This is a genomic window from Natronococcus jeotgali DSM 18795 (assembly GCF_000337695.1).
In the GTDB taxonomy this organism is placed as follows: Archaea; Halobacteriota; Halobacteria; order Halobacteriales; family Natrialbaceae; genus Natronococcus; species Natronococcus jeotgali.
The window spans coordinates 1-22,335 of record NZ_AOIA01000160.1 but is presented as its reverse complement, the minus strand read 5'-3'; the positions used below and the strand labels follow the sequence as shown (position 1 = coordinate 22,335).

The following is a 22,335-nucleotide window of genomic DNA, read 5'->3' as shown; positions in this document are numbered from 1 at the left end:
ATGAGCACGCAGGTACACGCCAATCTGACGGACGAGCAGGTACGCGAGATCAGCGGCAATCTCGACGAGCCCGAGTGGCTCCTCGAGACCCGTCTCGAGGCCCTCGAGGCCCTCGAGTCCCTCGAGATGCCCGACGTCATCCGGACGCCGGGGCGGGACTGGACGAACCTTCACGAGCTCGACTTCGAGTCGCTCGTGGATCCGCTCAACGCCGCGGAGAACAAAGACCAGATCGGCCCCGACGAGGCCGAGGTCCTGCCCTGGAGCGAGGCCGTCGACGAGCACGAGGAGCTCCTGCGGGAGCACTTCGGTTCCATCGTCGATCCCCAGGAGAACTACCTGACGGCGCTTTCGACTGCGCTGTTTAGCACCGGGACCGTGATCTACGTCCCCGAGGGCGTCGACGCCGAGGACGTCACGATCCGGACCGAGCAGAACTCCCGCTCGCTGTTCAACTACACGCTCGTCGTCGCCGAGGAGTCGAGTTCGGTGACGATCCTCGAGCGGCAGTCGACCGGCACCGAGCAGGACGAGCAGTACTACAGCGGGATCGTCGAAGTCGCCGCCGGCGAGAACAGCAACGTCCAGTACGGTAGCCTCCAGAACCTCTCGGAGGAGGCGTACAACTTCGCCGCCAAACGTGGCGACGCCGATACCTACGCCACGATCGACTGGATCGAGGTCAACCTCGGCACGCAGCTGACCAAGTCCGGCGTCTCGACGGAGCTCAACGGCGATGGCTCCGAGACCCAGATCGTCGGCGCCTTCTACGGGCACAACGATCAGCACTTCGACCTCGACGCGAAGGTCTGGCACCGCGCCGAGCACACGACCGCCGATCTGGTCACCCGCGGCGTCACCGACGACGTCGCCCGCTCGGTCTACGAGGGCGTCCAGGACGTCGGCCGCGAGGCCTGGGACACGAGCTCCTACCAGCGCGAGAACACGCTGATGCTCTCCGACGAGAGCGAGGCCGACGCCTCGCCGAAGCTGATCATCAACAACCACGACACCGAAGCCAGCCACTCGGCGACGGTCGGCCAGATCGACCAGGAGGAGCTGTTCTACATGATCTCCCGCGGGGTCGACCCCCGCGCTGCGCGGAACATGCTCGTCGAAGGGTTCTTCACGCCCGTCCTCGAGGAGATCGCGGTCGACGAGCTCCGCGAGGACCTCGAGGAACTGGTCGTCTCCCGGCTTCACCAGCGCGACTGACGAGACGCTCCACCCTCGGTCCGATTTCGGGGCGAAAACGAAACGCGGCTCGTCTGCCGAGTTCTTTTGTAGTGGACCCCGGCACCGAGGAGTGATGCGGAAGCTGTCCGTCGAGTTCGACGGCGACACGTTCGCCGCCCTCGAGCGGGAGAACGGCGTCTAAGAATCGGGAGCCGGAGTGACTACGTTCGGTGGCTCGTCGCACACCGCGGTGCGGTCGGGGCCGACGAGACGCCTCGGCGACGAGCCGGGAAGATGCCTGAAGTTAAGTAGCGCGCTCACCCACGATACGGGTATGAGTCTGGGACAGCGCGTCTCGAGCGACCACCAGCTCGCCCGACTCCTCCAGATCGGCGTCGTTCTGGAGGAGGTGGTCGAATCCCGCGCCGCCCACCACCTCGAGTCGTTGCCCGCCGACGAGCGCGAGGCGATCGACGAGGAGGTGCGAGCGCTGCTCGCCGACGCTGCCGACGAATCCGCCGAACACCGCGAACGGCTCGAGGCACTGGTCGACGAGCTCGAGGCCGAAACCGTCGCCTACGAGGAGATCAACGCGTTGGTCGACGCGCAGTACGGCCCTCCCGAGGACACCGACGGCGTGCTCTACGATCAACTCTGTAACGAGGAAACCGCCTACAAGTTCTACGACGATCTGATCGAGGCGGTCGAGGCGTCGGACGCGGCGTTCGACATCGACCGCGAGCGATTGCTGGAGACGCTGTACGACATCCGCGAGGAGGAACGGGAGGGCGTCGAGGAGGTAACCGAGATCATGGAGCGCAGAGCATGATCGGCGTCCGGAGTTCGCGACGACCGACGACCGACACCGACACTGACGGAGGACCGCGATGAATACCGCAGACCAGTATCTCAAGGCGATCTATCTCGCACAGCGCATCGACGACGGACCGGCCTCGACCGGCACCCTCGCCGACCTCCTCGGGGTCAGCCCGGCCAGCGTCAACGAGATGGTCGGCAAGCTCGAGAGCCGGGAACTCGTCGAGCACGAGAAGTACAAGGGAGCCAGCCTCACCGACGAGGGACTCGAGCGCGCCCACGACGCCCTCCAGACGTACTGCATCATCGAGCGGTTCCTCGCGAACGTCCTCGAGGTCGAAGAGTTCCGCGAGGAGGCCCACGCTCTCGAGGCGGTGATCGACGACACCGTCGCCGACCGGCTCGACACGATCATCGACCGCCCCGAGGAGTGTCCCGACTGTTTCGACCCCGAGGCGGACTGCTGTAAGTACCTCGAGGTCGAACCGAGCCGAGCGGACTAGGGTTCCCGAAGGGGCTCACTCCGAGCCGAACCGGACGTATCGGCGACCGACGATCGCCGCACAGACGAGCGCCACAACGACGGTCGCCGAGAGCTCGATCGGAAGCGACCACGTCTCGCCGTTCCAGTCGTCCTCGAAGACCGTCGCGTAGTAGTTCGCCGCCGCCGATCCGTGCACGGCGAGTAACACCTCCCGGTTGTTTCGCAGCGAGTTGTCGTTCCAGTTGGCGCTGCCGACGACGACGGTCTCGCGGTCGATCACGATCCCCTTCGCGTGGATCTTTTCGAACGCGTCGCCCTCCTCGACGAGGGCGGCCTCCAGCGGAAGCTCCTCCTCGTCGGCCGTTCGCTCGAGTTCGTCGACCAGCGCTCCGTTTTCCTCCTCGACGTACCAGCTCGAGTCGAGCAGGATCCGAACGTCGACGCCGCGACGCGCCGCGTCGATCGCCTCTTGGAGCAACGAGACGTCCGCGGCGATACTGGCCTGCTTGATCAGGATCTCGTCGTCGGCGCTGGCGAGTAGCTCGCCGAGCCGTCCCTCCGCGTTCTCGGGAGCGAGCAGGAGTTCGGCCGAGTCGACGGGAACCGTCTCGGGCTCGTGAGTCGAGTCGAACTCCCGCAAGGGTGCCGGTTCGTCCTCGGCGAACGAAGCGTTCTCGAGGTAGGACGTGCCGGACTCGGTGTCCCATCCCTCGAAGTCGGCCTCGAACACGGCGGCGAGGTCGGCCGCGAGTCGATCGTTCTCGACGCGGACGCCCCAGCCGCGACTCGACTCGCCGCCGATCCCGGAGGCCTTCCAGTTCTCCGTCGTCACGAGGACCGTCTCGTCGGCGACGGCGTACTTCGGATGGTGGTACCGGTAGCGCGCGTCCCGACCCCCGACGACCCTGACGTCGACGCCCCCGCGCTCGAGGGTCTCGAGGACCGACGCGGTCGCCGCGGGCGTTCCGCCGACGGGGCTCGCCTCGAGCAGTACCGACACGTCGACGCCCCGGTCAGCCGCCGCGACGAGGTCGTCGGCGATCTCGTCGTCGGTGACGGTGTAGCCCGCCAGCAGGAGCCGATCGTCGGCAGAACGGATCGTTTCGCGCGGGACGCCGGGGCCGTCGGGGAGGACGAACGCGGTCGCCTCGTCGGCGTCGGCTGTCGACACCGGAAGGCAGGTCGCGCCGCGGGGCCACCACTCGCCGCGGGCGGGTGCGTCGCCGGCGTCCCCTCCCGTTCGGTACCACCGCTCGGCCGTCGGCGCGCGATCGTACGCGACCGCGTCCGCGACTCGATCGCCGTCGCGAAGCTCGAGGTCGTCGCCGTCGGCGGCGAGTCGCAGCGTGCCCTCGAGTTCGGCGACCGGATCGTCGGTCAGTTCGCGCGTCGTTTCGGGCGCGGTCGTGAGCGCGATCCGACCCGACACGGTCTCGTTCGGGAGCCGTGCGGTCGTGTGACCGTCCGTAATCGTCCAGTTTCCGAGGTTCGTTTCCGGGGGCGTCTCGACGACGAGGTACTCCCCGGCGTTCCCGTGCGTGGTCGGATTCGGGTAGAGTTCGACGATCCGCGGGTCCGACGGCGTCTCCGCGGCGTCGGTCGGCCGGGGACAGACGGGGTCGCCTCCCGCGGGCGTCGTCGCGTCCGCGAGAGCGGGCGAGGGCCCGCCCGCCACCGCGTCCGTTCCGGAGGCGGGAGGAACGGTCACGGACGGGTCCGGCGGAGTCGGTGAGTGGGTCCCGGCGCCGCCGACGATCGGAGCGGGTACCGCGGCGACCAGCAGCGCCGTCGCGACGAGAGCGAACGCAATTCGCCGACGAAGCATCGGTTCGTCTGGCCGCGGCTTCGTGCTTAAACTCGCGGAACGGAGCGGGCTCGCGGACGGCGGTCCGTCTCAGGCCGCGGGCTCGAGGTCGGCGCGCTCGGCTTCGGCCTGGACGAGGTAGGCGCGGTCGTCGGCGTAGTCGGCGACGATCTCGAGCGCGTCCGCCGTCCCGATCTGGTTGAGCGCCCAGGCGGCACTGGCTCGAACGCGGTCGGCGTCGTCGTCCTCGAGAACGTCGGCCAGCGGATCGATAGCGCGGGTGTCACCGATCAGCCCGAGCGCGCGGGCGGCGTTGCTGCGGACGGCCGGGTCGTCGTTGGTCGCGAGCTCCTCGGCGATCGGCTGCACGGCGTCCGCGGCGCCGATCTCGCCCAGCGCCCTGAACGCGGGGCGCTGGAGCTGGATGTTCGAGTCGACGTAGTCGAGCAGGGTCTCGACGACCTGTTCGTCGGCGACGCCGATCTTTCCGAGGATGCTCATGGCCTTCGTATCCCGACGGTTGGCCTTCTGGACCATCGCATCGGTCGCCTCCGAAGGACCCATTCGCTCCAGTGACTCCATGCAGTGTTCCTCCATGAACTCCGAGCCCAGCGAGTCCAGCGCGAGCAGGATCATCTCGACGTTGCCGCGCTTCTCGTGGACCTTCAGGGCTTGCCACTCCGGCGGGAAGTCCTTGACGTGGTCGAGCACGTCGTAAAAGCCCTCGCGGCGGAGCTGCTCGCGGACCTTCAGGTCGGTCCACTCGGTGGCGTCGTCGACGTCGCCCTCGAACTCGTCGGTCGCCTCGAGCAAGGCGGCGATCGTCTCGGCGTCCTCGTCGGGGTCGAGGTCGGCGGCCTCGACGGCGTCGGTAACGTCCTCGAGCGTCGTCGCGAGCCGTTCGGGAACGCCCTCCTCGTCGGGATCCGGCGCGTCCTCGCGGAGCTTGGCGCCTTCGGTCGGCTCCAGATCGTCGGGCAGCGAGACCGAGGCGCCGAGCAGGTCGTTCGCGTCAGCGAGGAAGTCGTCGACGGCGTCGATCAGTTCCTCCTCGCCCTCGATCGTCCAGCGGGTGCCCGTGATCGTGCCGCTGACGCCCTCGATCTCGCCGATCACGTCCTCGGCGTAGGGACCGCGCTGGTCCTCGAGGTCGTCCTCGAGATCCTCGAGGTCGCTCTCGATGTCGTCGTAGCGGTCCTGCAGTTCCTCCTCGGGGTGGACGACGTCTTCCTCGTCCTCGTCGTCTTCGTCCTCCTCGGGCGGTTCGGGGATCTCGAGATTCTCGAGTTCCTCGCGAAACGCCTCGAGTTTCGGCTCGACGTCGTCGAGGTCGTCCTCGGTCTCGGCGGCCTCGAGTTCGGCCTCGAACTCCTCGATCTGGGTTTCGAAGGCGTCGAGCTCTCCGCGGATCGCCTCGAGCTCGTTTACGTCCTCGGCGACGTCGTTCGCGTCCGGTTCTCCATCCCCCTCGGTCGGCTCCTCGGCCGGCGCGTCGTCGCCGTTCGTCTCGTCCTCGCTCATCGACTCACCCGGGGACGACACCGACGCGTGGCTTCGTTCATACGTACCGATCGTGTCAGCACGTTCCTAAGCGTTTCCATGCAGGTCGGTTTCGGGCCGACGGGGCTGCGGTCGCCAGTAGAGCCAGGGACTCAGCGTCATGTACGCGATCCCGAGCGTCAGCAGGGCGTAGGGGAAGGTGCGACCCGCGGCCGTCGGCACGAGGATCGCCAGCGCGTGGACGACGCCCATGATGGCGGCGTCTCGAGCGAGCAGGTCGGGGTAGCGGATTCGCGAGACCATCAGGTAGGTAAAGGCGGCCGTGACCGCCAGGATGAGCACGGGTGCATCGGCGGGGTCGCCCGCGAGGATCGCGGCGCCGATGATCGTCGCCGCCAGCGTCGTCTGGACGCCCTCGGTGTAGCAACCGGTCACGTCGTAGGCGGTGTACAGCCCGAGTCGGGTGACCGCCATCGCGACGAACAGCGCACAGACCGCGGTGACGACGAGCAACTCGGCGGTGACGGCGCCGAAGCCGATCCCGAGCCCGTCCGTGACGACGACGAACGCGAGGACTGCGGGGGCGACCGAGAAGGAGGCGACGTCGGCAAGCGAGTCGAGGTACGGGCCCGCCTCGGTCCCGCCGTAGCGGCGCGCGAGCAGTCCGTCCAGTCCGTCGGCGATCGCCGCCAACAGGATCAGCCGCGCGGCGAGTTCGATCTCGACGAACGCGACGACGATCGCGACGAATCCCAGCGTCGCGTTGGCGATCGTCACCGCGTCCGCGACACCCAGCCGTCCGACGAACCGCGGAAGCATACGTTCGATACGGGTAGCGGATACCTTACGTGTTTTCGTTTCGTCGGAATTATCGTTGATTCGACTCGACGTCGTCATAAAGGAGTCGCGACGAGTCGAACGATCCGGCGCTCGAGCGTCCGCGCGTTCGTTTCCGTCGACGCCGCATCGCGGCGTGCAATCGGCTCCGACCGATGGTTACGGCGACGGACCGGCCCGTGATCGCACTCGACTTGCGAACCCGTTCGGATCAGCGCGTTCCGATTCGAGAATCGAACCGGGGCCGTTATGTCGCGACCGTCCCAACGTCCGCGCATGAACCGGCGCGTCTACCTCGCCGCCGTCGGGACCGCCGCCTCGGCCGGTCTGGCCGGCTGTGCGTCCGTTCTCAACGTCTTCGAGGACGACGAAACGGGCGACGACGAGGGGTTCGACATCGGGATGAACCGCAACGCGTTCCGCCCCGAAACGTACGAGGCGAGCGTCGGCGAGACCGTCGTCTGGAAGAACACGAGCGGCGCCGACCACACCGTCACCGCCCTCGAGGATCAGATCCCCGACGAGGCCGCGTACTTCGCGAGCGGCGGCTACGACGGCGAGCAGGCGGCGATCGACGCTTGGCACGAGTCCCGCGGCGGCGGGCTCAGTCCCCGTGAGACGTACGAACACACCTTCGAGGTCGCCGGGACCTACACCTACATCTGCGAACCCCACGTCAAGGGTGGGATGATCGGCGAAATTGTCGTCGAGTAGTCTCGGCTCGCTCGAGCGCCGGCTCCTCGCGTTCGCGCGACGGTGGCCGAAAAAACGAAATCGATCCCGAACCGCCGGTTACTCGTCGGTCGCGACGTCTTCCTCGTCGACGTCGACGGCGGTCGCTTCCTCCTCGGCGACTTCCTCGGGGTGGGCCTCGAGGGACGTCTTCTGGATCTCGACTCGGCGCAGCGGGTAGATCGTCTTGGCCTCGCCGTAGATCGCCGAGGAGAGCCGTCCCTCGACGATGCTGTCGATGAGTTCCTCGAAGGTGCGCTCGGCGGCAGCCTCCTCGATCATCTCGACCATTCGCTCGCGGATGGCCTTCTCCTGGCTGGCGTCGGCCTTTTTCGTCGTGAAGGCGACGGGCTGGACCTGGACGCGGTAGTCGTCGGTCGTGAGGACGGTGACGTAGGCCTCGATCTTCGAGGCGCCGCGACGGACCAGCGAGCGCAGGTAGTCGCGGGTCAGCGCGTGCTCCTGGAACTCCGTGTACGCCGCGTCGCTGCCGACGTCGGTGATCTTGAAGGTCAGCTTCGTGTTGTTCTCGCTGGCGTTGTCGGTCAGCTCGCCGAGCGTCGTTTCGATGGTTCGGTCGTAGACTTTCTCCGGTTCGTCAGCGGGGGTCTCGCCGAGCTCCGTGCGGTCGAACTGCTCGGGAGCGTGGACGGTGTACCACCGCTTTTCCTGTTTCGTGCGTGAAACTGAACGTTCGCTCATGATTCTGTGTTATCTGGGGTGTCGGACGCAGTGCCCGCGTCCGTCGGGTGTGCGTGCTGTGCGACCTCGAGCGCGACCGCGAGGTTGACCGCGTAGTCGTCGACCGTCGAGCGGAGCCCGGCGGTCGTCTCGCGTTCGATCCGCGTGACGACCGCGTCGGCCTCCGTCGTCGTCTCCATCTCGGCGGTGTTGTCGGGCGCGAGCGCCCGCGCGATCAGCTCCGGATCGTCGTGGGTCGTCCGGATCGTCGCGCGCCGGCTCATCGGAACTCCCTCGCTGCCGCGGTGATCGTCGACTCGTCCACGTCGGGGTCGTACCGCAGGTAGCCGCGTCGCGGCCCCTCGTCGTACGCGACGGCGTCGCCGGTTTCGTCGGCGAGCGTCCGCGCGATCGCCTCGATCGGCGCGTCGGCGGCGTCTGCCGCGACCAGCGCCGCCTCGCCGTCGCCGACCGCCAACACGGCGGGTTCGGGCGAGCGATAGGCGACCGCGAGCTCGGCGACCGTCTCGACGGGTCCGTCCTCGATCTCGAGGACGACCAGGCCGTCATGGCGACTCGCCGCGGCCGAATCGAGCGCCGCGTGGGCGCGACGGCCGTGGGTTCGCCAGGCCTCGAGCGCGGCTCGATCGACGCCGTGGCCCATCGCGAGCGCGACGCCGGTTCCCGGTTCGGTCCGGGCCGTCGCCGCCAGCACGTCGGCGTAGCCGCCGACGGTCGCGAACGGCCCCTCGGGGGTCGCGTACGGCTTCAGTGCCCGCCCGATCGACTCGGCGCTCCGGTCGGTCGCGTCCGCGGCGCCGACGACCTCGAGGGCGACCAGCGAGCCGATCGCCCGGTGGTCGTCGGCCGCGGGCTCGTCGGGAACCTCGAGCGCCGCGAGCGCGTCGCGAACCGCGTCCGGATCGCCGGACCACGGCGCGCGGAGGCGGGTCGAGTGTGCGAGCCCCGCGACGGGATCCGCGGTCGGCACCGCGACGCCCGGTCGGCGCTCGACGAGACCGCGCTCGCGCGCGGTCTCGAGGAGCCACTCGCTCTCGCCGGCGCCGGGGTCGCTCCCGGCCGCGACGAGTCCCGCGAGCGCGAGGACGAGGTCGGGCGTCTCGCCGAGTTCGCGGACGAGTTCGACGGCCTCGAGCGTCGCCGTCCTGTCGGTCGCGTCGAGCCGAACCGCGCCGACGTCCGCGTCGGCGCCGCCGACGACGATCGTCGCGTCGTCGGCCTCGGGTTCGCCGGCCGTCGCCCGTTCGGACCGTTCAGCGACGGTGCGGCCGACGGTTGCCTGGAACGGCGTCCCGCGCTCGCGCAGCGCCCGCGCGAGCAGTCCGGTCGCCGCGAGCGCGTCGCCGTCGGCGCTCGTGACGAGCCGAACGAAGCCCGCGCTCTCGAGGGGGGCTGGCGTCGTCTCGGCGGTTCGACCCTCCGTGGACATCGCTTACTCCTCGAGGAGCTCGACCGCCACGTCGTAGGAGTACTGGAAGTCGGCCTCGAGTTCGTCGCCGCGGTAGTAGTCGACGAGGCGGCGGACCTTCGACTCGGTGTTTTGTAGGGCGCGCTTGTTCTGGTAGTCCTGGGGGTTCTCCCGGATGTGCTCGCGCAGGCGGACTGCCCGCTGCATCAGGCTGCGCAGGTCCTCGGGGATATCGGCTTTCGCGTCGTTCTCCTCGAGGATCTCGGTGATCTTCTTTCCGGTCGCCAGCTTGACGTCCGGAACGGGCGTGCCCGTGACGCCCTCGTCGCGCAGCTTGAGCCCGATCTGGCTGGGATCGTGGCCCTGCTCTGCCAGTTCGACGACGCGGGCTTCGATGTCGTCCGCGTCGACGTCGCTCCACTCCGGCGGTTCGTCTGCCGTCGGCTTGTCCGATCCGGACGAGCCGCGACGGCGGGTATGCATTCGTGCCATTGGTGAGGATAGGAACCGCACTGACCGCTCGAGCGTTCGACAGCCGGGGATCCGGCTGCCCGTGCACTTCCGCAATCCCAAGCCGCCCGAAAGGGTGGACGGCGGTGTCGGATTTGCGGCCGTGCGCTTCCCACCGTCGCTACCGGGAGCAGCGACTAAAGAGTTGTGTCCTGCCGTCAGCCCTGCCCGACCATCGACTCCTCGTCCTCCCACTCCCGTTCGCGGAGTTCGTACTTCTGGATCTTGCCCGTCGCGGTCTTGGGCAGTTCGTCGACGAACTCGACGCGGTGGACGACCTTGTAGCCCGCGAGCCGCTCGCGGGTGTAGGCCGTCAGGTCGTCCTCGGTGACCGGCGGGTTCTCGGGATCACCGTTTGCCGGCACGACGAACGCCTTCGGCGTCTCGCCCCACTTCTCGCTGGGCGCGGGGATGATCGCGACGTCGGCGACGTCGGGATGGTCGAAGAGGGCGTCCTCGAGTTCGATGCTCGAGATGTTCTCCCCGCCCGAGACGATGATGTCTTTCTTGCGGTCCTGGATCGCCATCAGGCCGTCTTCGTTCACGACCGCCAGGTCGCCGGTGTGGAACCAGCCCTCGCGTTTGTCGTCGAACGCCTCCTCGGTCTCCTCCGGTTTCTCCCAGTACCCCTCCATGACCTGGTTTCCTCGGACGAGGATCTCGCCGATCGTCTCGTCGTCCCAGGGCACTTCGTTCCCGTCGTCGTCGACGACCTCGACCTCGGTCCCGAGCGGGGCGATCCCCTGGCGCTTTTTCAGCGCGAACCGCTCCTCGCTGTCCTCGTCGATCAGCCGCCGGGTCGCGGAGGTACCGATCAGCGGGCCCGTCTCGGTCGCCCCGTAGAGCTGGCGGAAGTACCAGCCGAACTCCTCCTCGACGGTCTCGATGATGCTTTCGGGTGGCGCTGCGCCGGCCGCGGTGACCCGAATCGACGCGTCGCCCGTTGTCGGCACGTCCGTCTCCTCGAGGTACTCCTCGAACAGGGTGAGGACGGTCGGCGCACAGCAGAGGAAGGAGACGTCCTCCTCGCGGATCTGCCGGAGGTTCGCCTCGGCGTCGACGCCGCGAGTGCAGACGTGTTTGGCGCCCATCCCCGTGATCGCGTAGATGTGCCCCCAGCCGTTGACGTGAAACATCGGCAGCGTCCAGAGGTAGACGTCGTCGTCGCGGATCTCGTGGTGGATCGTCACCAGCTGGGCGTGCAGCGACTCGGTGCGGTGAGTCCGCATGACGCCCTTCGGGTCACCTGTCGTCCCCGAGGTGTAGTTGATCGTGATGACGTCGTCCTCGCTCATTTCGGGGCGGTCGTAGTCGGGATCGGTTTCGGCGATCAGGTCCTCGAAGTCCTCCCACTCGCCCTCGCAGTCCTCGAGCGCGTCGGCGTCGGTCGCGATAAAGGTCTCCGTCGGCACCTCGTCGCGGACGGCGTCGATCTTGCGGGCGTACTCGTAGTCCGCGACGACGGCGTCGACGCCCGCGTCCGAGAGCATGTACTCGTAGTCCTCGGGCGTCAGCCGGTAGTTCAGCGGCGTGTGGATCGCCCCGAGCTGCATGATTCCGTACGCGGCCTCGAGGTGATAGTGGGTGTTCGGATCGAGCACCGCCACCCGATCGCCCTTCTCGATGCCCCGCTCCTGAAGCACCGCCGAGAGCCGGTCGGCGCGGTCGCCGAACTCGTCGTAGGTGTACCGTTCACCCGTCGTGGCGACGACGGCCTCCTCGTCGCCGTAGTACTTGCGCGCCCGGTCGAGAAAGTCTGTTACGAGGAGCGGAACCTCCATATACGAGGTTCTTGAGTATCGTTCATTATACTCCTTGCGGATGAGTCAATCGGTGCCAAAACCGAAACTCGGCGCCCCAACGGCCGAAGCCGTTCGGTCTATTGTTGGCCGACCCGGCGCTCGGCGTCGTCCCAGTACTCCTCGCGGAGCTCGTACTTCTGGACCTTCCCCGTCGCCGTCTCGGGGAGGTCCTCGACGAACTCGACGCTGGTCGGCTTCTTGTAGCCCGCCAGGCGGTCGGTGACGAACTCGACGATCTCGTCCTCGGTCGGCTCGGCGTCCGCGGCGGGGACGATCAGCGCCTTTGGCGTCTCACCCCACTGCTCGCTGGGGACGGGGATCACCGCCGCCTTCTGGACGTCCGGGTGGTCGTAGAGGACGTCCTCGAGTTCGATGCTCGAGATGTTCTCCCCGCCGGAGATGATGATGTCCTTCTTGCGGTCCTGGATCGCGACCATCCCGTCCTCGTCGATCGTCGCGAGGTCGCCGGTGTGGAAGTAGCCCTCGAGGCGCTCGTTGAAGGCTCGCTCGGTCTCCTCGGGTTTGTTGAGGTAGCGATCCATCACCTGGTTGCCCCGGACGACGATCTCGCCGATCGTTCTCCCGTCGCGGGGAACGTCCTCGCCGTCCTCGTCGACGATCCTGACGTCAGTACACAGCGTCTCGGCGCCCTGCTTGACCTTGAGCTCGCGGCCGCGCTGGGCGAGTCGGCGCGGCGAGTTGCTGGTCGTGATGATCGGCGCCGTCTCCGTGAGACCGTAGATGTGGATGATCCGCCAGTCGAACTCGTCCTCGACGGTCTCGATGGTCGCGGTCGCGGGCGCGCTGCCGGCGGTCGCGATCCGCACGTCGCGGTCGCCGGTCGTCTCGAACGCTCCGGCGGTTTCACCGCCTTCGCCTCGCTGCCCCTCCGGCGCAGCGCGGTCGTCGTGGTACTGGGTCAGCGAATTGAGCACCGTCGGCGCGCCGCACATGAACGTGACGTCGTACTCCCGGACGCGGTCGAACACGCCCTCGGCGTCGAACGTGCGCTGACAGACGTGGGTCCCGCCGGTGCCCGTGATCGCGTACGTGTGCCCCCAGCCGTTGCAGTGAAACATCGGCAGCGTCCAGAGGTAGTTGTCGTCGTCCCGGATCTCCATGTGCTGGTTCAACACGAGGGCGTGCCAGTGTTCGGTGCGGTGGGTCCGGACGACGCCCTTCGGATCGCCCGTCGTTCCCGAGGTGTAGTTGATGCTGGCATCGTCGTCCTCGCCGATGTCGGGGCGGTCGGGTTCGTCGGCGGAGTGACCCTCGAGGAACGCCTCGTAGTCGGTCCACTCGCCGTCGATCTCGTCGGCCCGGTAACCGACGAACGTCTCGGCGGGGATCGAATCGCGGATCGGCTCGATCTTCTCGGCGTACTCGTAGTCGGCGATCAGCGTGTTCGCCTCGCAGTCCCCGAGGATGTACTCGTACTCGCCGGGCGTCAGGCGGTAGTTCAGCGGAACGAACACCGCCCCCAGCTTGTTCGTCGCGTACAGCGTCTCGATGAAGTAGTGGGTATTCGGCGCCAGCAGCGCGACCCGGTTGCCCTGCTCGACCCCGCTCTCCTCGAGGGCGTGGGCGAGCCGGTTCACCCGCTCGTCGACCTCCGCGTAGGTGTACTCGGTGCCGTCGTGGGCGACGATCCCCGTTACGTCGTCGTAGAGGTCGACCGCTCGGTCGAGGAAGTCCGTGGTCCGCATTGCCGTTTTCATGGGGTACATTCACACCCAAAGGCAGTATCTGCCTAATCTTTTATCATTGACGACGGTGCCCGCCCGCGATTCGATGACCCGGGGTCGCGAGTGGTTCGGAAGTCTCGAGGATCGAATCGAACGACGTGGCTCGAGACCACACACCGTGTCCTTCCCCGCCGCTGTCGCCCGATATCGAGGGGTTTATACCGGTGTGTACGAAAGTGAGGAGTGCAGGCGAGGGCTCGTAGATCAGTGGTAGATCACTCCCTTGGCATGGGAGAGGCCCCGGGTTCAAATCCCGGCGAGTCCACTAATTTTGCGGCGAGCAATTCTCGAGCCGCAAATTCGTGATACGAGCGGGATTTGAACGAGATCAGTCGCAGTCCGGGAAGTGAGCGCAGCGAGCGACCCGGAACGTCTAGGCGTAGTTCAACATCCCGGCGAGTCCACTTCTTGCCGTTCACTTCGTTCACTCTAGTCAGTCGATTCGCCGTCCCTCGCAAACCACCCGGTCTGCTCAGTCCCGACGAGCGCATATTCGTTCTCCCCGGGCGCTATCCGTTCGATAGCGTCGAGGTCCGCGTGTTCCGACTGGTACCCCGAATCCCGTCTTGAGCGAGTTCGCGTCGTTCCGTCCGCGCTGTTGCTCCAGTCGGTTGACTCGCCGTACCGCGCTCCGGACCGATTCTATGTCGTCTGATATTAGATTTTATGAATTTCAAACTATTCCGTAAAATGAATTTATCGGGTTAGGGGAAATATTCTCAGTCGAGTACTTCAACGACGCATGAGTGACTATCTGCGATCCAGACGACGGGTGCTACAGACGGCGGGCGCAACGATCGGCGGCGGACTCGCGACGGGAATCGGCGGCGCGGACGGCGACGGTCGCGACGAGGACGCCGTCCTCGAGGATCTTCCGACGACGTTTTCGGCGACGCTGACCGACGCGGTCGTCCCCTACGAGGTCGAGACGAACGCCTGCGGAACCGCCGCGTTCGAGATCGACCTCGAGGCGCGGGCCGTCCACTACGCGATCGACGTCGAGTGGCTCTGCGATCCCATCGCGGTCAGGATCCGCTCCGGGAACGACGACGGCGAGGGTCGCGGTCTCGTCCAGCTCTATCCTCGAGCGGGGACGGCCGATCGCATCGAGGGTCGGTTCGACGGCACGCTCGCGGAGGGGACGCTCACTCTCGAGGATCTTCTCGGAGCGTTCGATCGGTCGGACCTCGAGGCGATCGCCACCGAGTTGGCCGAGGGCGAGGTGTACGTCAGCGTGGCCACTGAATCGTATCCGACGGGCGAGCTTCGCGGCCGAATCGTCTGCGAAGACGACCGCGAATCGGGCGACGGAGACGGGTCCGAGGACGAAACGCGCGAAGGCGACTCTACGGAAGAGACGACAGACGAGGCGTCCGGAGACGCCGAACAGGACGCCACAGACGAGGCGTCCGAGAACGATTCCGGGCGGGATACGGCGGACGAGACACCCGAAGGCGACACCGAACAAGACCCCGCAGACGAGGCAGCCGAGGAAAACTCGAAGGAAGGTTCCGACGACGAGTCGTCGGAGACCGATCGCAGCGGAGAAACGGTCTACGGAGCGCCCGAGGATCCGGACGACGAGTAGCCGAACCGGACGATCTCTTTCGTACTCGAGTGCGGCGATTCGCCGATCGCGCGGATCGACACCGTTCGATCGACCGCGATCAACGGACGGGACCCGTCCGGCTACCGTGATCGCACCGCCGTTGATCGTCCGGCCTCGAGCCGTCACCGCGACGTTCTACCGTCGAGTCAGTGAGGAGACGCCGGCTCGGAGTCGGACCGTCACTCGTCGGGATTGGCGATCGACGTCGGGTCCGGATAGGCCTCGAGGTCGGTTACCGTCTCGTCGAACCGGCCCCGATCGCTCTCGCGGTAGTGACAGCGCTGGATCCACTCGAGCCGAGGGTTGTACCGGATCTCGACGCGTTCCCAGACGTCCTCGCCGTCGGGGTCCGAGTGAAGCGAGACCGTCTCGAACGCCCGGAGCTCGTAGTCGCCGTCGGCGTACCCCGTCAGCTCGAGGGTCGTTCGGGCGGGTTCGAGCTCGGCGGCGGCGTGCTCGAGGATCCGGTCGGCCAGCGGACCGAGCGCGGCGAGACTGGGGACGTCGGAGTCGGTCATCGGTCTGGGTCGGACCGCGAAAAATCGGCGAACGCGAAGTCCTCAGTCGTCGCTCGGTGCCGCGGCCCCGCTGTCACCGGCGCTGACGCCGGTTCCGGGTCCGATCTCGATCTCGAGCTCCTCGAGTTTCTCGTCGGGGACGACGCCGTCGACCCAGCCGCGGTGCTCGTAGTACTCGTCTTTCATCTCCTCGAGCTCGCAGAACTCGCCCTCGCTTGCGCCCTGGCCCGGCGTCTCGCCCTCCTCGAGGAAGATCTCGGGCAGGGAGTCGTCGTCGCCGTCGAAGCCGACGAGGTTGTTGTAGTAGCGCTCGAGGTTGTAGATGCGCTCGCCGGTTTCCATCAGTTCGTCCTCGGTGACGTCGAAGCCGGTCATCCCGTTGTACTGGGCGACGTACTCCTCGATTCCCTCGGCGAAGGCGTTGAACTTGCAGATGTCGAACGAGTCGGAGATGGCGTGGAGGTCCTGGAACTCGGCGGTGAGTTCGCCCTTCCCCTCGTGCTCGTAGGGGTCGACCTTCTCCGGGATGCCCAGAATCTCGGCGGCGGGGGTGTAGCCGCGCAGGTGACAGGCGCCGCGGTTCGAGGTGGCGTAGCCGATCCCCATCCCCTTCATACAGCGGGGGTCGTAGGCCGCGATCGCCTGGCCCTTGACGTCGAGGCGGCAGTCGTGGGCGTCGACGGCGTCGGCAAAGCGGGCCTGGCCCTCCGCGAGCAGGTCCGGCAACTCGCCGTCGCGGTTGGCGATGCGCTCGATCATCTCGATCATCTCCTCGGCGTCGCCCCACTCGAGGCCCTCCTCGAGGTCGTCGAGGTAGCCCTCCTCGGTGGCGTCCATCGCCATCGCCATGATGTTGCCCGCCTCGATGGTGTCGATCCCCATGTCGTTACAGCGATCGATCATCACCGCGATCTTGTCGCGGTCGTCGTTCAGCGAGTTCGTGCCCAGCGCCCAGGCGGACTCGTACTCGAACGACTCCATCCGGACGTTCATCTCCTCGCCTTTGTGCATCACGTCGACCTCGACTTCCTTCTTGCAGGCGACGGGACAGGAGTGACAGGTCGGCTCGTCGACGAGGATGTTCTCGCGGACGTTCTCGCCGCTGATGCGCTCGGCGTCGAGGACCTCCTCGCCGCCCTGCTCGGTCTCGTTGTATGACCGCGAGGAGGTGTACTCGCCGTTTTTGGTCGGGTGGCCGTCCATCTCCTCGGTGATGTTCATCAGGACGTTGGTCCCGTACATCGAAAGTCCGCCCTCGTTGGGCGCGGTGACGTCGGACTCGGTGATCGCCTGCATCGCCTGCTGGTGGCCCTCCTTGAACGTCTCCGGGTCGGCGGGCTGGGGCATCTTCGTGTTGGACTTGATGACGACCGCCTTGAGGTTCTTCGAGCCGGCGACACAGCCCGTGCCGCCCCGTCCGGAGGCCCGGTCGTCCTCGTTCATGATGCAGGCGTACCGAACCCCGTTCTCGCCGCCGTCGCCGATCGCCATGATCGAGAGGTTCTTGCCGTACTGGCCGTCGACCTCCTCCTCGATCGTGTCGCGGGTCTCGTGGACGCCCTTCCCCCAGAGATGTGAGGCGTCCCGGAGTTCGACCTCGCCGTCCTCGACGTAGGCGTAGACCGGGTCGTCGGCCTGTCCCTCGAACAGCAGGCCGTCGAAGCCGGCCCACTTCAGTCGGGCGCCCGACCAGCCGCCGTGGTGGCTGTCCGTGACCGTCCCGGTCAGCGGCGATTTGGTACAGATGGCGATCCGACCGCTCATCGTTACCTGCGTGCCCGACAGCGGGCCGTTCATGAACGCCAGCAGGTTGTCCGGCCCGAGCGGGTCGACGTCCGTTCCCTGTTCGAAAACGTACTTCACCCCCAGTCCGCGCGCGCCGATATACTTCCGTGCGTCCTCCTCGTCGATCCCCTCGTAGTTTACCTCCTCTTCGCTGAGGTCGATGCGTGCGACGTTGTCCTGGAATCCGCCGATCTCGGTCATTGTAACGTATGTTACGTACATTCGCCCCGAGGCTTGTTAGGTGTTGCCGTGTTAAGGTAACTGGTATCGGTTACGACGGGTCAGCTACCGAAGATGAACCGGTGACGTCCTGAGGGGCTCGAGAGCGGTCATCAGTTCGAGACGTCGAGAGCGCGCCGGAAGGAACGTCCACATCGAACGACCGTCACTCGTTGAGGTGAGACCGGTAGCCCTTCGGTTCGAATCCGCGCCGACAGATCACGCGCTTTTGTCCGACCGTGATCGCGCTGACCTGATCGTCCGCTTCCATCCGTTCGACGACCTCGCGCAGGTGCTCTTCCGACCAGTCGGTTTCCTCGAGGACGGTCGACTCGTCGACGCGGCCGCCGCGTTTGACCAGCAACCGGAGCACCTTGTCGTCGTCCGGAAGCTGTCGGTCGTCGGTTCCGTACTCGATCCGTTCGGCGTAGCTTAACGTTTCGTTGCGCTGTTCCTCGGTCGATTCTGTCGCCGCCTCCGTCCCGGAGTCGGCTTCGGCGTCGTCGTCGGTGGAGTCCCCCGACCAGAGCGACGAGAGCCGTGTCCAGAGCGTATTAAATACCATCTATGATCTCCTCCGCTGAGAGTATCGCTGCTTGGCCGTCGGTCTACCTTGCACTTGTGTTTGGTTCGTTATATACTTGGCCCGTTGTCGAGTTCGATTTGTGTCCACGCGAGCCCCGTAGAATAGCGACGCCCTTGCGACGCGCAAGTCGACGCCACTCGAGGAGTCCCGATCGAGCGCTTCGGTCGCCGCGGTCGACGTCGACTCGAGCGACGCGGCGGGGACGCGAAATCAGTCGTCGGCGGCGACCGTCTCGAGGTAGGTCTCGGCCAGCGCTTCGAGTGCCTCGTGGTGGTTCGTCGAGTGCGGCGCCGTCAGCGGCGAGATGCTGATTCGGCCCTCGGCGACGGCCCGGCGATCGGTCCCCTCGGGATCCGGGATCGTCTCGGGATCCATCGATTCCCAGATCCGGTCGGTGAGGTGAACGGCGTCGCCGTTTCGCTCGGCGTCCATCTCGTAGCGCTTCGACGGGCGGGTGATCTCGATCGGCGCCAGATCGGCATCCGGAAGCGGGACGTTGACGTTTAAGTACGCCGCGTGGTCGAAAACGCCCGCCTCGAGGGCGTGGTCGGCGAGGTAGGAGGTCACGCGGGTCGCCTCCGCGAAGTCGGCGGGCTCGAGGTCGACCTCCTCGAGGGAGGTCCCGTCGAGGGGGACGTACATCGAGGCCGCGATCGCCGGCACGTCGAAGAAGGCGGCCTCGACGGCCGCGCTGATCGTCCCCGACCGTCCGAGGACGTACTCGCCGAGGTTGGCGCCCTCGTTACAGCCCGCGACGACGAGGTCGGGCTCGGGTCCCAGCTCCGCGAGTCCGGCGACGACGCAGTCGGCGGGTGTCCCCTCGAGGGCGTAGCCGAGGTCGTGCTCCCGGACGTCGACGGCGTGGGAGATCGAGCGCCCGCAGGCGCTCTGGTCGGTCGCGGGCGCGACGACGGTTACGTTCGCGTGCTCGGCGAGGGCGTCGTGGAGCGCCCGAATCCCCGTGCTGTCGATCCCGTCGTCGTTGGTCAGCAGGATCTCGAGAGGCTCGCTCATGTCGACACCGTCGAACGGAGGTGCGAAAAGGACTCCGGAACGAGCAACCGCCTCAGCCGATCCGGTCGACGATCGTCTCCTCGTCGACGACCAGGTTGTACGCCTCCTCGTCGTCGTTCCACAGCGCGAGGACGCCCTCGAAGGTGAGCACCTCGCCGTAGTCGGCCTCGAGCAGCGGGCGGTTCAGGGCGCTCTCCCGGGTGAGCACGGCGTAGTGATCGACGGTCTCGCTTCCGTCGCTGATCTTGAACAGCGGATTCGCCCCGTCGGCCGACAGCGAGCGGCTGAGCTTCGCCGCGGCCAGGTCGATCCGATTGGTGACGTGGCGCTCGGTCTCGGCCATCCTCGCCCAGTCGCTGGTCTCGAGGGCGATCTCGATCCGGCGTTTCCCGTCCAGACGGAGCAGCGAGTAAGAGAACTGAACGTCGACGTTGACGAACTCGCCGGGGGCGTGGTCGGGGTCGTCCGCCGGCGTCGCCTCGTCGAGCCGGCGCTGGAACGACGGCACCGCCAGGTCGGGCCGGGCGTCGAACGACCAGCCGCGATCGGTCGGCGTCGCGTCCGGCCAGAGCCGGACCGTCGGCCCGTAGACGGTGACCTCGCGGTCCGCGCCGTCCCCGACGGTCGTTCCCTCGAGCTCCCGCTCGAGCGCTCGGAGCTCGACGCTCGTGTTCTTGTCCGCGGGCGCCATCGCGAGGAGGGTGCCGTCGGGCGCGAGCGCGCCGAGCGCCGAGCGTGCAACCGCCTCGGGATCGGCGAGCTCGCTCAGGACGTTGCAGGCGAGCACGAGGTCGAACCCCTCGCCGTCGCCGAGCGCGCCGAGATCGACGTCCTCGACGGGGTCGCGGTGGATCGTCGGGTGAACGTTTCGGCCCGTCTCCGCGAGCAGCCCCTCGAGGATCTCGGCGGCCGCGCCGGGTTCGATCGCGTGGTAGTCGACGACGGCGTCGTCGGGAAGGAAGTCACAGAGCCCGAGCGCGGGACCGCCGACGCCCGCACCGACGTCGAGCACGCGCAGCTCCCGTCCGAGCAGCCCCCGCTCGGCCAGGTCGTCCAGCGCGTACTGGACGGCGGCGTAGTAGCCCGGCAGGTGGTAGATCGCGTATCCCGCGGCGACGTCTTCGTCGTACTCGACGGGCCGCCCCTCCAGGTACCGGGACTTGAACCGCCGGATCGTCGACCGCAGCAGCTGGCCCGTCCCGTCCCGGTGCCAGTCTACCCCGTAGCGCTCGACGAGCAGATCCTCGAGGCGCTCCCCGTACCGGTCGGGAAAGCGCTCGACGGGGCCGCGCCGCGGGCCCACGGGCTCGTCGCCGACGGGGACGAAGGTGCCGTCCTCGCGTTCGCGCAGACCCAGCGAGACGGCGTCCTCCCGGAGGTGCTGGCGCACGACCGCCGGGTGGGGCGAGCCCTCGACGTAGTCGCAGATCTCCTCGGGATCGATCGGGCGGACGTTTCGCAGGTACTTCGCGTTCGAACGGATCGCCTCGCGTTGGTCGGTCATTTCTGGTCACCCTCCTCGCGTAGCTTCCGGGCCGCCTCGGCGTACAGCGACTCGAACTCCTCGTGGTCGGCATCGGCGAGTTCCCGGGCGGCGTCGGCGACGGCCTCGGCGCCCGCGAACGTTTCCTGGATGTCGGCGTAGACCCGCGGCGTCCCCGCAGTCACCCGGCCTGCGAGCGCGCGCAGCTCCTCGTAGATCGGCGTCTCGAACCCCTCGGGAACCGACTCGGCCGCCAGCGCAAAGGCGAGGACGGCGGCGTGGGTCGCCGACTGGACCGTCTCCATCGCCTCGTCGTGCGCTTCCGGGGTCGTCTCGACGAGGTCGTTGCCCCGGTCCTCGAGGGTCGCCAGCAGCGTCTCGATCGTCGGTCCCGCGTCCTCGCGGACGACGGCGATCGACCCGGGAGCCCGCTCGGGCGCGAACAGCGGATGGAGGCTCGCGCGCTCGAGGGCGGGCGCGTGGCGGGCCATCGCCGCCAGCGGGTCGACCATCGCCCCCGAGACGTCGACGATCGCCGCGTCGGCCCGCGAGGCGTGGTCGGCGATCGCCCCGTCGGCGTGGGAGAGCGGCACCGCGATACAGACGACGTCGTAGGTCGCGTCGCTCTCGAGGGGAACGGCCTCGCCGCCGACGGCGTCCGCGGCGGCGGCCGCGGCCGCGGGATCGACGTCGGCGAAGGCGGCGTCGGCGTCGACGGCCTCGCCGAACCACGATCCCATGGCCCCCGCTCCGACGATCAGTACGTCCATCGGGGAAACGTACCGGGCGGCCTCGCAAAAGGCGTTCGATCGCTCCCCTCTCGGCGCGAGTCCGCGGGTCGAGAACCATCGCGGGTCTGACGACCGACGGGTCCCGTCCTTCGAGTGCGGAGTCGCGGACGGCACTCGCCGACGTAAATACCGTCTGCGACGGACGGCACGGGTCGTATTCTCGTCGAGGCGGTGCTGTCGGTATGGTCGATATCGGGAGTCCGTTCGGCGTTGACCTGGCGACGACGATCTTCGGCGCGGGAGTGTCGCTCGTGCTCTCGGCGGCCGCGATGACCTACGAGCACCGAATCGTCGGCTGGACGTCGGCGGAGATGATCGGCGTCGCCGGCGCCGGCCTCCTCGCAGTCGGGGCGCTGCTGGGTATCGTCCTCGCGGTCGCGGGACTACGGTAGCCGACGCCGATCCGGCTCACCGCGTTCGAGCCGCACGGTTCCCCGTCCCTTCTCGCCGCAGCAACTCGCGAGCGACGACGGTCGCTTCGGTCGTCTCGACGGTTCCGCTCTCGGGGTCGTAGTCGATCACGCCCGCATCCGCCATCTTCGGTAGGTGACGGTGATACAGCGCCACCTCGATTCGGGTTCGATCGGGACGCCGCCCGTCGATCTCGGCGCCGACGAGTTCCGAGACGAGCGCGGCGACCGACGTCGCGGAATCCGTCCGGAGCGCGCGGAGGACCCTCCGTCGGACCGGGTGCGAGAGCGCGTCGAAGACGCCGTCGATCGCGTCGACCGTACCGTGTGTGGTACACATCGTAATCCGGCTAGACCGTCGCTTCGCTTCCGACCTCGGGCGGTTACGACAAACAGTTTATGAG

General features: G+C 67.5%; 22 protein-coding genes and 1 tRNA gene. 7 read left to right on the top strand and 16 right to left on the bottom strand.

What is annotated here, in order from left to right; translation table 11 throughout:
- From sufD to C492_RS19415, 3 genes are all read left to right on the top strand, one after another.
- Entirely contained in the window at positions 1-1,215 is a 1,215-nt protein-coding gene (sufD, locus tag C492_RS19425) for a Fe-S cluster assembly protein SufD (RefSeq protein WP_008426783.1), read from the top strand.
- A 295-nt stretch (positions 1,216-1,510) separates the two neighbouring features.
- Entirely contained in the window at positions 1,511-2,005 is a 495-nt protein-coding gene (locus C492_RS19420) for a tumor suppressor TSBF1-like protein (RefSeq protein WP_008426781.1), read from the top strand.
- 58 nt (positions 2,006-2,063) lie between these two features.
- Positions 2,064-2,495 (top strand): metal-dependent transcriptional regulator, encoded by a 432-nt coding sequence (locus tag C492_RS19415; protein ID WP_008426779.1) that lies wholly within the window; start codon positions 2,064-2,066, stop codon positions 2,493-2,495.
- Positions 2,496-2,510: 15 nt separating this feature from the next.
- Here the strand turns inward: C492_RS19415 and C492_RS19410 are convergent, their stop codons facing one another.
- The 3 genes from C492_RS19410 to C492_RS19400 form a co-directional block, all read right to left on the bottom strand.
- Positions 2,511-4,301, bottom strand: a complete 1,791-nt coding sequence (locus C492_RS19410; protein ID WP_008426777.1) for a phospholipase D-like domain-containing protein — start codon at positions 4,299-4,301, stop codon at positions 2,511-2,513.
- A 69-nt stretch (positions 4,302-4,370) separates the two neighbouring features.
- The gene (locus C492_RS19405) at positions 4,371-5,801 is read right to left on the bottom strand and encodes a HEAT repeat domain-containing protein (protein ID WP_008426775.1); all 1,431 of its coding nucleotides are present in this window, start codon (positions 5,799-5,801) and stop codon (positions 4,371-4,373) included.
- A 66-nt stretch (positions 5,802-5,867) separates the two neighbouring features.
- The gene (locus tag C492_RS19400) at positions 5,868-6,599 is read right to left on the bottom strand and encodes a protein sorting system archaetidylserine synthase (RefSeq protein WP_008426772.1); all 732 of its coding nucleotides are present in this window, start codon (positions 6,597-6,599) and stop codon (positions 5,868-5,870) included.
- A gap of 294 nt (positions 6,600-6,893) precedes the next feature.
- Here C492_RS19400 and C492_RS19395 point away from each other — a divergent pair, with 294 nt between their 5' ends.
- On the top strand, positions 6,894-7,331 hold the full coding sequence (locus C492_RS19395) for a cupredoxin domain-containing protein (RefSeq protein WP_008426770.1): 438 nt from the start codon (positions 6,894-6,896) through the stop codon (positions 7,329-7,331).
- Between the two features lie 78 nt (positions 7,332-7,409).
- On the opposite strand, the gene C492_RS19390 is transcribed toward C492_RS19395, so the two are convergent.
- From C492_RS19390 to C492_RS19365, 6 genes are all read right to left on the bottom strand, one after another.
- A complete protein-coding gene (locus C492_RS19390; RefSeq protein WP_008426768.1) occupies positions 7,410-8,051 on the bottom strand; it encodes a 30S ribosomal protein S3ae in 642 nt (213 codons plus the stop codon).
- The gene (locus tag C492_RS19385) at positions 8,048-8,314 is read right to left on the bottom strand and encodes a KEOPS complex subunit Pcc1 (RefSeq protein ID WP_008426767.1); all 267 of its coding nucleotides are present in this window, start codon (positions 8,312-8,314) and stop codon (positions 8,048-8,050) included. The genes C492_RS19390 and C492_RS19385 overlap by 4 nt, the downstream gene beginning before the upstream one ends.
- The gene (locus tag C492_RS19380) at positions 8,311-9,480 is read right to left on the bottom strand and encodes a hypothetical protein (protein ID WP_008426765.1); all 1,170 of its coding nucleotides are present in this window, start codon (positions 9,478-9,480) and stop codon (positions 8,311-8,313) included. Before C492_RS19380 ends, C492_RS19385 begins: the two co-directional genes overlap by 4 nt.
- Positions 9,481-9,483: 3 nt before the next feature.
- On the bottom strand, positions 9,484-9,951 hold the full coding sequence (locus C492_RS19375) for a 30S ribosomal protein S15 (protein WP_008426762.1): 468 nt from the start codon (positions 9,949-9,951) through the stop codon (positions 9,484-9,486).
- Between the two features lie 176 nt (positions 9,952-10,127).
- Positions 10,128-11,750, bottom strand: coding sequence for a long-chain-fatty-acid--CoA ligase (locus C492_RS19370; protein WP_008426760.1), 1,623 nt, complete (start codon positions 11,748-11,750; stop codon positions 10,128-10,130).
- Positions 11,751-11,848: 98 nt separating this feature from the next.
- Positions 11,849-13,489: a long-chain-fatty-acid--CoA ligase gene (locus C492_RS19365; protein WP_049893203.1), complete on the bottom strand. Its 1,641-nt coding sequence runs from the start codon at positions 13,487-13,489 to the stop codon at positions 11,849-11,851.
- Positions 13,490-13,709: 220 nt separating this feature from the next.
- Between C492_RS19365 and C492_RS19360 the strand changes: the two genes are divergently transcribed.
- Both C492_RS19360 and C492_RS19355 read left to right on the top strand, forming a co-directional pair.
- Positions 13,710-13,781 (top strand) — tRNA-Ala (locus C492_RS19360).
- Between the two features lie 477 nt (positions 13,782-14,258).
- Positions 14,259-15,104, top strand: a complete 846-nt coding sequence (locus C492_RS19355) for a CHRD domain-containing protein (RefSeq protein ID WP_049893201.1) — start codon at positions 14,259-14,261, stop codon at positions 15,102-15,104.
- A 200-nt stretch (positions 15,105-15,304) separates the two neighbouring features.
- Here C492_RS19355 and C492_RS19350 read toward each other — a convergent pair whose 3' ends face one another.
- The 6 genes from C492_RS19350 to C492_RS19325 form a co-directional block, all read right to left on the bottom strand.
- Positions 15,305-15,643: a hypothetical protein gene (locus tag C492_RS19350; protein ID WP_008426754.1), complete on the bottom strand. Its 339-nt coding sequence runs from the start codon at positions 15,641-15,643 to the stop codon at positions 15,305-15,307.
- A gap of 42 nt (positions 15,644-15,685) precedes the next feature.
- Positions 15,686-17,629 (bottom strand): aldehyde ferredoxin oxidoreductase family protein, encoded by a 1,944-nt coding sequence (locus tag C492_RS19345; RefSeq protein WP_008426752.1) that lies wholly within the window; start codon positions 17,627-17,629, stop codon positions 15,686-15,688.
- A 184-nt stretch (positions 17,630-17,813) separates the two neighbouring features.
- Positions 17,814-18,212: a helix-turn-helix transcriptional regulator gene (locus C492_RS19340; protein ID WP_008426751.1), complete on the bottom strand. Its 399-nt coding sequence runs from the start codon at positions 18,210-18,212 to the stop codon at positions 17,814-17,816.
- Positions 18,213-18,443: 231 nt separating this feature from the next.
- Positions 18,444-19,247, bottom strand: a complete 804-nt coding sequence (gene surE / locus C492_RS19335; protein WP_008426749.1) for a 5'/3'-nucleotidase SurE — start codon at positions 19,245-19,247, stop codon at positions 18,444-18,446.
- A gap of 52 nt (positions 19,248-19,299) precedes the next feature.
- On the bottom strand, positions 19,300-20,751 hold the full coding sequence (locus tag C492_RS19330; RefSeq protein ID WP_008426748.1) for a small ribosomal subunit Rsm22 family protein: 1,452 nt from the start codon (positions 20,749-20,751) through the stop codon (positions 19,300-19,302).
- Positions 20,748-21,500 (bottom strand): prephenate dehydrogenase/arogenate dehydrogenase family protein, encoded by a 753-nt coding sequence (locus C492_RS19325; protein ID WP_008426746.1) that lies wholly within the window; start codon positions 21,498-21,500, stop codon positions 20,748-20,750. Before C492_RS19325 ends, C492_RS19330 begins: the two co-directional genes overlap by 4 nt.
- Before the next feature lie 203 nt (positions 21,501-21,703).
- On the opposite strand from C492_RS19325, the gene C492_RS19320 reads away from it, so the two are divergent.
- A complete protein-coding gene (locus tag C492_RS19320; RefSeq protein ID WP_008426744.1) occupies positions 21,704-21,913 on the top strand; it encodes a hypothetical protein in 210 nt (69 codons plus the stop codon).
- A 16-nt stretch (positions 21,914-21,929) separates the two neighbouring features.
- On the opposite strand, the gene C492_RS19315 is transcribed toward C492_RS19320, so the two are convergent.
- The gene (locus C492_RS19315) at positions 21,930-22,271 is read right to left on the bottom strand and encodes a DUF7344 domain-containing protein (protein ID WP_008426742.1); all 342 of its coding nucleotides are present in this window, start codon (positions 22,269-22,271) and stop codon (positions 21,930-21,932) included.
- Between the last annotated feature and the right edge of the window lie 64 nt (positions 22,272-22,335).